Consider the following 13,079-nt stretch of genomic DNA (forward strand, 5'->3'; position numbering starts at 1 on the left):
CTCGCCATGCCCGGATCAGCCTCACGCCGGACCGTCCTCGCCGCAGCGCTCGCGGCCGCCGCGGGCACGGCCGGAGCCGCGCCGGCCGCGGCGACCGGACCGTCCGCGCCGGCCGGCCCGGAGGCGGCCGCCGCCCTCCCGGCCCCGGCGACCGTCGCCAACCGCTTCTGGTCGACCTACACCGACTGGCGCTCCGGGCACGCCGAGGGCACCCGGCCCGTCGCCGGGCACCGTCCCGGCCTGGTCCTGGACGCGCCCCTGGGCCGTACCGACTACACCGACCCGCACACCGGGCTGACCTCCGCCTGGGAGCACGCCCGCTGGACCTCGCCCGCGCACGCCCCCGAGGTGCCGGCCACCGAGGTGATCGCGTCCTGGAACGCCCGCACCCCGGCCGGCACCTGGATCCAGGTCGAGCTGTCCGGCACGTACTCCGACGGCACCGGCACCCCGTGGTTCGTGATGGGCCGCTGGGCCTCCGGCGACACCGACATCAAGCGCACCTCGGTCGACGACCAGACCGACGGCCGGAGCAGCGTGTGGACCGACACCTTCGCGGTCGACGACCCGGCGAGCGGCCTCCGGCTCGCCTCGTACCGGCTGCGCCTCACCCTGTACCGCCGCCCCGGCACCGCCCTGACCCCCACGGTCTGGCGGATCGGCGCGATGGCCTCGGACGTCCCCGACCGCTTCACCGTCCCCGCCTCCGCGCCCGGCCTCGCCCGCGAGCTGGCTGTCCCGCGCTACTCGCAGAACACCCACGTCGGCCAGTACCCCGAGTACGACAACGGCGGCGAGGCGTGGTGCAGCCCGACCTCCTCGCAGATGATCGTCGAGTACTGGGGCCGGGGGCCGTCCGCCGCCGACCTGGCCTGGGTGGATCCCGCCTTCGCGGACCCGCAGGTCTGCCACGCGGCCCGCTTCACCTACGACTTCCAGTACTCCGGCTGCGGCAACTGGCCCTTCAACGCCGCCTACGCCTCCGCCTACCCCGACCTCAACGCCGTCGTCACCCGCCTGCGCTCGCTCACCGACCTGGAGACCCTGATCCGGGCGGGCATCCCGGCCATCACGTCCCAGTCCTTCCGCAAGGAGGAGCTGACCGGCGCCGGCTACGGCACCTCCGGCCACCTGATGACGGTGATCGGCTTCACCCCCGAAGGCGACGTGATCGCCAACGACCCCGCCTCCCCGACCAACGACGCCGTCCGCCGGGTCTACCGCCGCCGCGAGTGGGAGAACATCTGGCTGCGCACCAAGCGGTACAACGCGAGCGGGAAAGTGGTGTCCGGCACAGGAGGGGTCTGCTACCTGTACTTCCCCGAGCGGCCGACTCCCGCGCAGCGCAAGGCGCTTCGGGCCGTCGGGGTGCTCTGAGCGGTCCCGGCGCCGGCGGGGGTGTGAGGGACGTCTCTGGTCCGGGGGCGTCCCGGTGCCCCATGGTGGTGGCCATGAGCGCCACCACCACCCTCACCGGCCGTCTGTTCGCGCGCACCCGCACGGGCGGCCCCCAGGACGACCGGGGCCCCGAGCTCCTGGAGCACGTCCTCGGCTGGACCCTCGTCGTCCTGCTCGCCGTCCTGGTCACCCGCGCGGGTCTGATGTGACCCGCCGGGCGGCCGTCACGCTCCGGCGGGCCGGACCAGGACCCCGCTGACCCGGACGGTCCGGTCGGCCCAGACCGGCCCCGCGGCGAGCCGCGTCCACTCCGCGTCCCGGCGCCCGGGCAGGGTGCGCCCCTGGCTGGCCCAGAGCGAGTACAGCGCCTGGTAGATCGGCGGGTCGGGATGGACCTGCACGGGCACGGGAGCCGGCGTGGGCACGGGTGCGGACGCCTGCGGGGGCACCGGTACGGACGCCTGCGCGGGCGCCGGGGCCGGCTCCGGCGCGGGTGAGGGCACGACGGCCGCGGGTTCGGGGCCGGGGAGCGGGGGAGTCCGTCCCGGGGCCGGAGCGGGGGTCTGCGCGGGAAGCGGTGCCGGTGCCGGGGCGGGCACCGGTGCGGCACCGTCGGGGGCGGGGCCGGGTGGGTCCGGCGCCTCCGGAATTCGGTGAAGAACCGATTCTTCACCGCTCGGTTCGGTCTGCCGATGCCGACCGACTCCGCTGGGTGTGGAGTACAGCGTGGTCATGCCCGGACCAACGCGCCCCGGGCCGCCGGGTCACCCCCGGACGGATTCGGGCGCCAGTTCGCCCCCTACCCGTCCCTTATCCATTCCTTATCCGCCCGTGATCACCCCCGCCCGTCCCCTCCCTCCCCGCCCGCCCCGCCCCGCGCCGGCGGTCGCCCTCCGTCCCGCGCCCCGCGCACACCCCTGGTCCTCGCCGCGATGCCTGACGTACCGTCAGATCTCCCTCGACGACCAGGAGGTCAGCCGTGGACGACGACCGGCCCGTCGCGCTCGACGAATACCCCGTGCACCAGGCCCCGCTGTCGATGAAGCACCACGTCAGCGGCGACCGGAACGCCTACGACCGCTGCATCTTCCACGTCTTCGACCACGCCGGGCGCGCCCTGCTCGTCGCCGGCCTCGGCGTCTACCCCAACACCGGGGTGATCGACGCCTACGCCACCCTGCGCACCGGCGACCGGCTGCACGCCGTCCGCGCCTCCGACGCGCTCGGCGACGACCGGATGCGCCTGGAGGTCGGCCCGCTGCGCGTCACCGTCGACGAACCGCTGCGCCGCTTCACCCTGAGCTGCGCCGCCGACCCGGCCGACCCCGACGGGCTCTCCTTCGACCTCACCTGGACCGGGGACTTCCCCGCCCTCTGGGAACCGCACCACCTCCAGCGCACCGGAGGCCGGCTCACCCTCGAAGGCCGCCGCTTCGTCCAGGCCGGACGCTGCACGGGCGCGATCACCGCCGGCGGCGAGCGGTTCGAGGTCACGGCGGGGGAGTGGACCGGGACCCGCGACCGCAGCTGGGGAGTCCGCCCCATCCCCGGCGAGGAGCCCGGCCGCGCCGCCGAGTCGCGCCCCGAGGGCTTCCACTGGCTCTGGATCCCCATGCGCTTCGACGACCGCTTCGTGATGGTCGTCGTCCAGGAGGACGCCGACGGCTACCGCACCCTCAACCAGGCCCAGCTCGTCCGCGAAGGCCGCCGGGACGTCCAGCTCGGCTGGCCCCGCACCGAGATCGCCTACCGGCCCGGCACCCGCCACCCCGAGAGCGCCGTCGTCCACCTCACCGACCCCACCGGCAAGCCCCTGGAGATCGGCGTCGAGGTCCTCGTCTCCTCCCCGCTCGCCGTCGGCGCCGGCTACCCGCCCGCCGGCGACTGGCAGCACGGCACCTGGCAGGGCCGCGACTGGACCGACCGGCGCGTCTACGACCTCTCCGACCCGGCCGCCCACCCCCTCGCCGGCTACGGCGTCACCGACCACTCCGCCCGCTTCACCCTCGACGGGCGCACCGGCCACGGCATCTTCGAGCACGGCTCCTTCGGCCGCCACGACCCCAGCGGCTTCGCCGGCCCCACCTCCACGGCCCGCTGAGCCGCCCCCCGCTGAGGAGACCCGCATGGCCACGGCACCCCGTCCCCGCACCACCACCCGCGACCCCGAGGAGCTGGCCGCCCGGCTCACCGCCTGGCTCGACCGCAGGCTCCCCGGCGCCACCGTCTCCGGCCTCGCCGTCCCCGGCTCCAACGGCATGTCCAGCGAGACGCTGCTCTTCGACCTGGAGCACCCGGACGCCCCCGTCCGCGGCTGCGCCCTGCGGCTGGCCGCCGACCCCGCCGCGTACACCGTCTTCCCCGTCTACGACATGGCCCGCCAGCACCGGGTGATGGCGCTGGTCGCCGAGCACACCGACGTGCCCGTCCCGCGCGTGCTCTGGCTGGAGGAGGACCCCGGGCCGCTCGGCGCGCCCTTCTTCGTGATGGCCCGCGCCGAGGGACGCGTCCCGCCGGACGTCATGCCCTACACGTACGAGGGGAACTGGCTGCACGATGCCACCGACGCCCAACGCGCCTGCCTGGAGGCGGAGTCGGTGGCGGTCCTGGCACGGCTGCACGACCGGTTCCCGGCGAAGGAGGCCGAGTTCCTGCTCCCCGAGGGCGGGGGGAGCCCGCTGCGCCGTCACGTCGACGCCCAACGCGCCTACTACGCCTGGGTGGTGGAGGGACTCGCGTCCTCGCCGCTCATCGAGGCCGCCTTCGCGCGCCTGGAGGAGCTGTGGCCGGACGACGAGGGGCCGGCGGTGCTCTGCTGGGGCGACGCCCGCATCGGGAACATCGTCTACGACGGCTTCGTCCCCGCCGCCGTCCTCGACTGGGAGATGGCGGCCTGCGCGCCCCGCGAGGTCGACCTCGGCTGGACCGTCTACCTGCACCGCTTCTTCCAGGACCTGGCCGCGGGCTCCGGCCGGCCGGGCCTGCCGGACTTCCTGCGCCGCGGAGCGGTCGAGCGGCGGTACGCCGAACTGACCGGGCACGCGCCGCGCGCGATGGAGTTCCACACCCTGTACGCGGCGCTGCGGCACGCGATCGTGATGCTGAGGATCGCGTACCGCCGGGCGCACTTCGGCGAGGTCGAGGTCCCCGAGGACCCCGACCGGCTCATCCTGCACCGCGCCGCCCTCGCGGCGATGGTGCGCGGCGACTACTGGACCGGCGAGGAGTAGCCCGGCTCAGGCCGCGCGGCGCAGCTGCGCCGCGCGGATGGGCCGCGAGCCCGGGCCGCCGATGTGCGAGAAGGGCTGCTTCCGCCAGTCGAGGCCCTGGGGGAGCGTCAGGAGCAGTGCGGTGTCCTGCTCCTGGACCCCGGCGCCCTCGTCGGCGGAGACCGCCTCGTCCGCCGACCGGCCGGTGCCGGCGCAGACCGTGAGCGTGAAGGGGTTCCACGGCGACGGGCACAGCGCGTGCTCGGGCAGCGCGTCCTCGTCGGCCAGCAGGGCGATCGGCTGATCGCACTCCGGGCAGATGACCCGGAACATCTCAAAGGTGTCGTACGCGTCGAACTCGTCGGACGTGTCGACCGAATCAACGGGCTCCAGCATGGAGAATCTCCCCCTCGGACCGGTCGGCCGGTACTGTGCGGCCGAACCACAGCAAGCCCTTCCCATGCGGGACTCCGCATAACCGTGAGCGGACTTCCGATGCCCGGCCCAAACCTGTGGCGTTCGTCACATGCCTGTCGCAGGTGCCCCGTGATCGCCCATAGCGGCCCATACGACCCCCTCCCGGCTGGGCCCGGGACGCCTCGGCGCAATAGGGTCGGCGCATGGAGGAGCTGGATCGTCAGATCGTGGAGTTGCTCGTCAGGGACGGACGCATGAGCTACACCGACCTGGGCAAGGCCACCGGCCTGTCCACGTCGGCCGTGCACCAGCGCGTCCGCCGGCTGGAGCAGCGCGGTGTCATCCGCGGCTATGCCGCCGTCGTCGACCCCGAGGCGGTGGGCCTGCCGCTGACCGCTTTCATCTCGGTCAAACCCTTCGACCCCAGCGCCCCCGACGACACCCCCGACCGGCTCGCCGACATCCCCGAGATCGAGGCCTGCCACAGCGTCGCCGGCGACGAGAACTACATCCTCAAGGTCAGGGTCGCCACCCCCCTGGAACTGGAGCACCTGCTCAGCCGCATCCGCTCCCAGGCGCACGTCTCCAGCCGCACCACCGTCGTCCTGTCCACCCCGTACGAAGCCAGGCCGCCGCGCATTTAGCCTGGTCGCATGAGCGACACCCTGAATTCCGGCGAACACCGCACCGTGCTCCTGCGCGGTGGAGACGTCCACAGCCCCGCCGACCCCTTCGCCACCGCCATGGTGGTGGAGCGCGGTCACATCGCCTGGGTGGGCGAGGAGGGCGCCGCCGACGCCTTCGCCTCCGGGGTGGACGAGGTGATCGACCTGGAGGGCGCGCTCGTCACCCCGGCCTTCGTGGACGCCCACGTCCACACCACCGCCACCGGCTTCGCGCTCACCGGACTCGACCTCTCCTCCGCCGCCTCGCTCGCCGAGGCGGCGGAGCTCGTCCGCGCCCACGCCGCCGCCCGCCCCGGGGACCGCATCCTCATCGGGCACGGCTGGGACGCCTCTCGCTGGCCCGAGCGGCGCCCGCTCACCCGCGAGGAGCTGGACGGCCTCACCGGGGGCCGCCCGCTCTACCTCACCCGGATCGACGTCCACTCGGCCGTCGTCACCACCGCGCTGCTCGACCTCGTCCCCGGCGTGCGCGGCCTCGACGGCTTCCACGACGGGCGCGCCCCGCTCACCGGCGACGCCCACCACGCCGTCCGGGCCGCCGCCTTCGCCGCCGTCTCCCCGGCCCAGCGCGCCGAGGCCCAGCGCGCCGCCCGCGCCCACGCCGCCTCCCTCGGCATCGGCACCCTCCACGAGTGCGGCGGGCCGCGGATCTCCTCCGAGGACGACTTCACCGGCCTGCTGGACCTCGCCCGCTCCGAGCCCGGCCCCCGCGTGGCCGGCTACTGGGCCGACCTCGACATCGAGCGGGCCCGCGCGCTCGGCGCCCTCGGCGCGGCCGGCGACCTCTTCGCCGACGGCTCGCTCGGCTCGCACACCGCCTGCCTCCACGAGCCGTACGCGGACTCGGCCGGCCACTCCGGCTCCGCCCACCTCGACGCGGCGACCATCGCCGCCCACGTCGTCGCCTGCACCGAGGCGGGCCTCCAGGCCGGCTTCCACGCCATCGGCGACGCCGCCGTCACCGCCGTCGTCGACGGCGTCAGGGCCGCCGCCGAGAAGCTGGGCGCGGCCCGCGTCCGGGCCGCCCGGCACCGCGTCGAGCACGCCGAGATGCTCACCCCCGAGACGGTCGCCGCCTTCGCCGAACTGGGCCTCACCGCCTCCGTCCAGCCCGCCTTCGACGCCCTGTGGGGCGGCGAGGACGGCATGTACGCCGAGCGCCTCGGTGCCGAGCGGGCCCGCACCCTCAACCCGTACGCGGCGCTGCTGCGGGCCGGCGTGCCGCTCGCCTTCGGCTCGGACAGCCCGGTCACCCCGCTCGACCCGTGGGGGACCGTCCGGGCCGCCGCCTTCCACCGCACCCCCGAGCACCGGGTCTCGGTCCGCGCGGCCTTCACCGCCCACACCCGCGGCGGCTGGCGCGCGGTCGGCCGGGACGACGCCGGCATCCTGGTGCCCGGCGCCCCCGCCGACTACGCGATCTGGCGGACCGGCGACCTGGTCGTCCAGGCGCCCGACGACCGGGTGGCCCGCTGGTCCACCGACCCGCGCTCCGGAACGCCCGGTCTGCCCGATCTGTCCCCCGGTGCCGAACTCCCCGTCTGCCTGCGGACCGTGGTGCACGGACAGACGGTATTCGTACGACCGAACGAGTGATGTGCGGTTGACGGCCACCCGGATGTACGCACCACGGGTTCGTCCCCGACCTGCGGATCTTCCCGTCCGGCCTGCGGCTTCTCGGGAACCCCGCAGGTCAAGCGGGTGTTGACAGCCGACCGCCATGGCCCGGTAGGTTCTCCCGCGTCCACCACAGGACGTCCGACCGGACCACGCCTCCTCGCCGGCGCCGACCGCCGCCCGCGCCTCGGCCGCGAGGGAAGGTTTCACCGGCGGAAGGTGCGACCCGGGTGGGGCCCGGACGTTCAGTAGACAACGGCCTCGTGCCGATCCGCAGCCGGCGGGTCCCGGGTCGGACCGAAGGACGTCGGGCCCCGCACCGCACCCCCTCCTCCCCCGCCGCACCGCACACCCCCTCCCCCCGCCGTGCCGCGCCCCCCGCCCGCTTCCGCGATCACGTCGCCCGTCTCACACCACCCACGCCACAGGGATACTCCAGGGACCTCGCTAAGGTGGGGGTCCATGTCAGAATCCGAAGGGGCAGTAGTGAACGACGGTGGCCAGAGGCGTTACGGCCCGCTCGGCGACGTGCTGGTGATCATTCCGACCTACAACGAGGCGGAGAACATCAGGCCGATCGTCTCGCGCGTACGGGAGGCGGTGCCGGAGGCCCACGTGCTGGTCGCCGACGACAACAGCCCGGACGGCACGGGCAAGTTCGCCGACGAGATCGCCGCCGACGACGACCACGTCCACGTCCTCCACCGCAAGGGCAAGGAAGGGCTGGGCGCCGCCTACCTCGCGGGCTTCCGCTGGGGCATGGAGAACGGCTACGAGGTCCTCGTCGAGATGGACGCCGACGGCTCCCACCAGCCCGAGGAGCTGCCCCGGCTGCTCACCGCGCTCAAGGGCGCCGACCTCGTCCTCGGCTCCCGCTGGGTGCCCGGCGGCCGGATCGTGAACTGGCCGAAGTCCCGCGAGTTCATCTCGCGCGGCGGCAGCCTGTACTCCCGCCTCATGCTCGACGTCCCCATCCGGGACGTCACCGGCGGCTACCGCGCCTTCCGCAAGGAGACCCTGCAGGGCCTCGGCCTGGAGGACGTCGCCTCGGCCGGCTACTGCTTCCAGGTCGACCTCGCCCGCCGCGCCGTCGCCTCCGGCTTCCACGTCGTCGAGGTGCCCATCACCTTCGTCGAGCGCGAGATCGGCGACTCCAAGATGAGCCGGAACATCGTCGTCGAGGCGCTCTGGCGGGTCACCGGCTGGGGCGTGACCGCCCGCGCCGAGAAGCTCTCCAAGGCCCTGGGCGGCCGCAAGCGCGCCTGATCCCGGCCGCCCCCCCGCCCGTCCGGCCCCCGGAGCCCCGCTCCGGGGGCCGGTCCTCCCTTTATGACGTTCCTGCGGCGGCCCAGGCACACTGGGGGCATGACGACAGGCGCACCGCCCCCTCTCGCCCCGAAGCGCTCCCGGGCGCGCACCCTCCTCCCGCTGGGCCTCGCCGCCTGGCTGGTCCTGGAGATCTGGCTGCTCACGGTCGTGGCGGACGCGGCCGGCGGGCTGACGGTCCTGCTCCTCCTGATCGGCGGCGCCGTGCTCGGCGCCACGGTGGTCAAGCGGGCCGGCCGGCGGGCCTTCGCCAACCTCACCTCCACCTTCCAGCAGGCCCAGGCCGCCGCGCAGAGCGGTACGGTCCCGGACCCGGCCGACCGCAAGGGCGCCGGGGACCGCAACGGCTTCCTGATGCTGGGCGGGCTGCTCCTGATGATCCCCGGCCTGATCTCGGACGCCGCGGGACTGCTGCTCCTCGTGCCCCAGGTCCGGGCGGCCCTCGGGCGCGCCGCGGAGAGGGCGGTCGAGCGCCGGATGGCCGCCGCGCCTCACGGAAGCCTCCAGGACGCCTTCCAGCAGGCCCGCATCCACCGCCCGGACGGGAAGGTGGTCCAGGGCGAGGTCATCCGCGACGACGCCCCCCAGGGCCCGTACGGCCCCGCCGGGGGTCAGCGCCCGCCGCTGACCCCCTGACCCCCGGGGGCGTACGCTCCGCCGGCCCGTGCGCGGACCGGCGGACCGCACCCGGACCGGACGGGAGAACGCCGAGGGGCCCGGTACACGGATCGTGTACCGGGCCCCTCGGCGTTGCTCTGCCGGGCCGTCCGTCAGGCGGACTTGCGGCTGTCGCGCGGATGCACCGCGATGTTCATGGCGCCGGAGCGCAGGACGGCCAGCCTTTCGGCGAGGACCTCCTCCAGCTCCTCACGGGTACGCCGCTCCATGAGCATGTCCCAGTGCGTACGCGCCGGCTTGCCCTTCTTCTCCTCGGGTCCGTCGCCGTCCACCAGGAGTGCCTGGATTCCGCAGACCTTGCATTCCCACTCCGGCGGAATCTCCGCCTCCACCGAGAAGGGCATCTCAAAACGATGGCCCTTCTCGCATGCGTACTCCACGGCCTGGCGCGGGGCCAGATCGATGCCGCGGTCGGTCTCGTAGCTGGTCACCACGAGGCGCGTGCCGCGAAGAGCTCGCTCACTCATGAATCGTGCCTCCCGGGCTTGTCGCCCACAGGACAGGTGTCGCTGTCGTCGTCATCCGGTCAACGTCCGGTCGGCGAGAAAGATTCCCGTTCCGGGTAATGCGTCGCCCGTCGTGCCGCCCCTTGTTGTACCCACCAGTGACCGATTTGTCACATCTGGCGGCAGATGTGACTCGGCGTCTTCACTAAAGCAGCACGCAGTAACGGTCCGCCTGGCAGGCCAAACGCGTACACTACCGGCCTTTCACTTCCGCGTCTAAATTCGCTCCGGTACGACATTCCCCGCCTTCCTCACCGCCTCCCGCACGGGTACCCGCGCGAGCAGCGCGAAACCGGCCACGAAGAAGATCACGAGGGAGATGATGGCAGCTCGGTAGCTGTCCGTCAGCTGGTACACGAGCCCGAACATCAACGGCCCCAGCCAGCTCAGCCCGCGGTCGCTCAGCTCGTACGCCGAGAAGTACTCCGCCTCCTTGCCCTCCGGCACCAGGTGCGAGAACAGCGAGCGGGACAGCGCCTGGGTGCCGCCCATCACCAGCCCGATGGCCGCCGCCAGACAGTAGAAGAAGAGCGGGGCCCCGGCCGGCAGCAGGTACCCGGCCAGGAGGATGACCGTCCACACGACGAGCGCGCCGAGGATCGTCCGCTTGGCGCCGTGCGTCCGGGCGAACCGGGCCATCAGGAGCGCGCCCGCCACGGCCAGCACCTGCACCAGCAGCACCGCCGTGATGAGCGTGGTCTTCTCCAGGCCCAGCTCCTTCTCGCCGAAGATCGCCGCCTGCGAGATCACCGTCTGCACCCCGTCGTTGTAGACGAGGTAGGCCAGCAGGAAGGCCAGCGTCAGCGGGTGCCGGCGCATGTCCCGGACGGTCGACCGCAGCTGCCGCCAGCCCGCGCCGACCGCCCCGCCGCCCGCGGGCCGCTCCGCGCCGCCCGCCGCGGGCGGCAGCCGCCGGTCGCGCAGCCGCCGCAGCGGGATCAGCGCGAAGGCGCCCCACCACAGGCCCGCCGAGGCCAGGCAGATCCGGACCGCCTCGCCCTCCTCCAGGCCGAAGGACTCGTGCGCGGAGTAGAGGACGAGGTTGAGCACCAGGACGAGGGCGCCGGAGGTGTAGCCGAAGGCCCAGCCCCGCGAGGAGACCCGGTCCCGTTCGTCCGGGTCGGCGATCTGCGGCAGGTAGGCGTTGTAGAGCATCATCGCGACCGCGAAGGAGGCGTTCGCCACGATCAGCAGGAAGGCGCCCAGCAGATAGCGGCTGCCCTCCAGGAAGAACATCCCGGTCGTCGCGGCCGCCCCGAGGTACGCCGCCGCCGCGAGCAGCGGCTTCTTGCGGCCCCGGCGGTCCGCCGCCGCGCTCACCAGCGGCATCGCGATGATGGCCACCACCAGCGACACGGACACCGTGTAGGGGAAGAGCGAGCCCGGCGCCACGGGGATGCCGAGCGGGTACAGCGTCCCGTCCTCGCCCCCGGCGGCCGTCTCGGCCACCTGGTTGAGGTACGGCCCCAGGAACACGGTCACGACGCTGGTCGAGTAGACCGAGCAGGCGAAGTCGTAGAAGTACCAGCCGCGCTGCTCCCGCGCGCGCTCGGCCGGATCGGTGATGGGCCCCTCAGGACCGGTCGTCTCGGCGGTCACGGCCGCACGCCCCCCTCGTTCGTCCCCGTCGCCGGGACGCCCGCCCGGCCTCAGGCCCACGCCCCGCGGGCGGCCAGGACCTCGCGCAGCGTCTCCAGATGATCGGTCATGATGCCATCCACCCCCAGGTCGAGGAGAGACTCCATGCGTCCCGGATCGTTCACGGTCCACACGTGGACCTGGAGCCCGCGCGCGTGCGCCGCCCGGACGAAGCGGCGGTCCACCACCCGGATCCCGCCCTGCGTCTCCGGGACCTGCGCCGCCACCGCCCCCGCCCGCAGCGGGGCGGGGAGCCCGAGCGAGCGCATCCGCAGCGCCGCGACCCCGGTCACGCCGTACGAGGTGGCCAGCCGGGGGCCGGCGAGCCGCTGGGCCCGCGCCACCCGGGCCTCCGTGAAGGAGCTGACCAGGACCCGGTCCCAGGCGCCGGTGCGGGAGATCAGGTCCACCAGCGGGGCGAGCGCCGACTCGGTCTTGAGGTCCACGTTCCAGCGGGCCTCGGGGAACTCCTGGAGCAGGTCCTCGAAGAGCGGCAGCGGCTCCTTGCCGGCCACCCGGGCCTCCCGCACCGCCGCCCACGGCAGGTCGCGGATGCGGCCCGGGGTGTCCGTCACCCGGTCCAGGGTCGCGTCGTGGAAGGCGACGAGCACCCCGTCGGCGGTGGTGTGCACATCGGTCTCGAAATAGCGGTAGCCCGCCGCGGCGGCCCGGCGGAAGGCGGCCGCGGTGTTCTCCAGGCCGTCCGCCGTGCCGCCCCGGTGGGCGAAGGGCAGCGGGAGCGGGTGGTCGAGGTAGGGGTGGCGTACGCGGGTCACCGCCGCAGTATGGCGCCTTCCGGTGACGCGGGGGCGACGGCGGTGCCGACGGCGTCCGGCCCGGGGGTGACGGCGTCCGGCCCGGGGGTGACGGCGTCCGGCCCGGCGGCGTCCGTGGCCTCGGGCCCGGCGGCGGCCGCCTCCGGGACGGCGAAGAAGCGGAGGAAGAACTGGGCGAGCGGGCCGATCGACAGCGCGTACAGGAGCGTGCCGACGCCGACGGAGCCGCCGAGCAGGAAGCCAGTGGTGACCACCGCGATCTCGATCAGGGTCCGGGTCAGCCGGATCGACCGGCCCGTGAGCCGGTGCAGCCCGGTCATCAGGCCGTCGCGCGGGCCGGGGCCGAAGCGGGCCGCGATGTACAGGCCGGTCGCCAGGCCGTTCAGCACGATGCCCAGGACCATGAGGGCGATCCGGGCCGCCGGGCCGTGGCCGTCCGGGAGCAGCGCCAGGGTCCCGTCCATGGCCAGGCCGATCACGAAGACGTTCGACACCGTGCCCAGGCCCGGCCGCTGCCGGATCGGGATCCATAGCAGCAGGACGGCCGCGCCGACGATGATCGACACCACTCCGATCGTCAGTCCGGTGAGCCCGGCCAGTCCCTGGTGGAGCACGTTCCACGGCTCCATGCCGAGCCCGGCCCTGACCAGCAGCGCCGAGCTGACCCCGTACAGGGTCAGGCCGGCGTAGAGCTGGACCAGTCGACGGGTCAGGTGCCGGCCGCGGGTGCCGGAGGCGATGGACATGGGCGTGCCCCCTGGGGTGGTGACGGGTGTGGACCGCGGCCCGGTGTGGTGACAGTGGACCGGCCCGTGCCACTCTGTGGCG

At 74.1% G+C, this 13,079-nt stretch carries 14 protein-coding genes; 8 read left to right on the forward strand and 6 right to left on the reverse strand.

The window, feature by feature from the left end; all coding sequences use genetic code 11:
* Window positions 1-6 precede the first annotated feature (6 nt).
* Both ACF1ED_RS18940 and ACF1ED_RS18945 read left to right on the forward strand, forming a co-directional pair.
* Window positions 7-1,377: a peptidase C39 family protein gene (locus ACF1ED_RS18940; RefSeq protein ID WP_391761800.1), complete on the forward strand. Its 1,371-nt coding sequence runs from the start codon at window positions 7-9 to the stop codon at window positions 1,375-1,377.
* A gap of 74 nt (window positions 1,378-1,451) precedes the next feature.
* Window positions 1,452-1,607, forward strand: a complete 156-nt coding sequence (locus ACF1ED_RS18945) for an SCO1431 family membrane protein (RefSeq protein WP_376300445.1) — start codon at window positions 1,452-1,454, stop codon at window positions 1,605-1,607.
* Window positions 1,608-1,622: 15 nt separating this feature from the next.
* Here ACF1ED_RS18945 and ACF1ED_RS18950 read toward each other — a convergent pair whose 3' ends face one another.
* The gene (locus tag ACF1ED_RS18950) at window positions 1,623-1,805 is read right to left on the reverse strand and encodes a hypothetical protein (protein WP_391761802.1); all 183 of its coding nucleotides are present in this window, start codon (window positions 1,803-1,805) and stop codon (window positions 1,623-1,625) included.
* Between the two features lie 632 nt (window positions 1,806-2,437).
* On the opposite strand from ACF1ED_RS18950, the gene ACF1ED_RS18955 reads away from it, so the two are divergent.
* Together ACF1ED_RS18955 and ACF1ED_RS18960 are read left to right on the forward strand one after the other, a co-directional pair.
* The gene (locus tag ACF1ED_RS18955) at window positions 2,438-3,499 is read left to right on the forward strand and encodes a hypothetical protein (protein WP_391761902.1); all 1,062 of its coding nucleotides are present in this window, start codon (window positions 2,438-2,440) and stop codon (window positions 3,497-3,499) included.
* 25 nt (window positions 3,500-3,524) lie between these two features.
* Entirely contained in the window at window positions 3,525-4,628 is a 1,104-nt protein-coding gene (locus tag ACF1ED_RS18960; protein WP_391761804.1) for a phosphotransferase family protein, read from the forward strand.
* A gap of 6 nt (window positions 4,629-4,634) precedes the next feature.
* Here the strand turns inward: ACF1ED_RS18960 and ACF1ED_RS18965 are convergent, their stop codons facing one another.
* Complete coding sequence (locus ACF1ED_RS18965) at window positions 4,635-5,003, reverse strand: hypothetical protein (protein ID WP_391761806.1); 369 nt, start codon at window positions 5,001-5,003, stop codon at window positions 4,635-4,637.
* Window positions 5,004-5,227: 224 nt separating this feature from the next.
* Here ACF1ED_RS18965 and ACF1ED_RS18970 point away from each other — a divergent pair, with 224 nt between their 5' ends.
* The 4 genes from ACF1ED_RS18970 to fxsA all read left to right on the forward strand — a co-directional run bounded on the left by ACF1ED_RS18970 (window position 5,228) and on the right by fxsA (window position 9,289).
* On the forward strand, window positions 5,228-5,668 hold the full coding sequence (locus tag ACF1ED_RS18970) for an Lrp/AsnC family transcriptional regulator (protein WP_391761808.1): 441 nt from the start codon (window positions 5,228-5,230) through the stop codon (window positions 5,666-5,668).
* Between the two features lie 9 nt (window positions 5,669-5,677).
* Window positions 5,678-7,306: an amidohydrolase gene (locus ACF1ED_RS18975; RefSeq protein WP_391761810.1), complete on the forward strand. Its 1,629-nt coding sequence runs from the start codon at window positions 5,678-5,680 to the stop codon at window positions 7,304-7,306.
* Window positions 7,307-7,813: 507 nt separating this feature from the next.
* A complete protein-coding gene (locus ACF1ED_RS18980; protein ID WP_391761904.1) occupies window positions 7,814-8,593 on the forward strand; it encodes a polyprenol monophosphomannose synthase in 780 nt (259 codons plus the stop codon).
* Between the two features lie 99 nt (window positions 8,594-8,692).
* Entirely contained in the window at window positions 8,693-9,289 is a 597-nt protein-coding gene (fxsA, locus tag ACF1ED_RS18985; protein ID WP_391761812.1) for an FxsA family membrane protein, read from the forward strand.
* A 134-nt stretch (window positions 9,290-9,423) separates the two neighbouring features.
* Here fxsA and ACF1ED_RS18990 read toward each other — a convergent pair whose 3' ends face one another.
* The 4 genes from ACF1ED_RS18990 to ACF1ED_RS19005 form a co-directional block, all read right to left on the reverse strand.
* Entirely contained in the window at window positions 9,424-9,798 is a 375-nt protein-coding gene (locus tag ACF1ED_RS18990) for an RNA polymerase-binding protein RbpA (protein ID WP_015032218.1), read from the reverse strand.
* A gap of 255 nt (window positions 9,799-10,053) precedes the next feature.
* Window positions 10,054-11,436, reverse strand: a complete 1,383-nt coding sequence (locus ACF1ED_RS18995) for an MFS transporter (RefSeq protein WP_391761814.1) — start codon at window positions 11,434-11,436, stop codon at window positions 10,054-10,056.
* A 50-nt stretch (window positions 11,437-11,486) separates the two neighbouring features.
* The gene (locus ACF1ED_RS19000; protein WP_391761815.1) at window positions 11,487-12,251 is read right to left on the reverse strand and encodes a glycerophosphodiester phosphodiesterase; all 765 of its coding nucleotides are present in this window, start codon (window positions 12,249-12,251) and stop codon (window positions 11,487-11,489) included.
* Window positions 12,248-12,997: a YitT family protein gene (locus ACF1ED_RS19005; protein WP_391761816.1), complete on the reverse strand. Its 750-nt coding sequence runs from the start codon at window positions 12,995-12,997 to the stop codon at window positions 12,248-12,250. Before ACF1ED_RS19005 ends, ACF1ED_RS19000 begins: the two co-directional genes overlap by 4 nt.
* Window positions 12,998-13,079: the final 82 nt, after the last annotated feature.

This window comes from Streptomyces sp. NPDC014656 (assembly GCF_043084305.1).
In the GTDB taxonomy this organism is placed as follows: domain Bacteria; phylum Actinomycetota; class Actinomycetes; order Streptomycetales; family Streptomycetaceae; genus Streptomyces.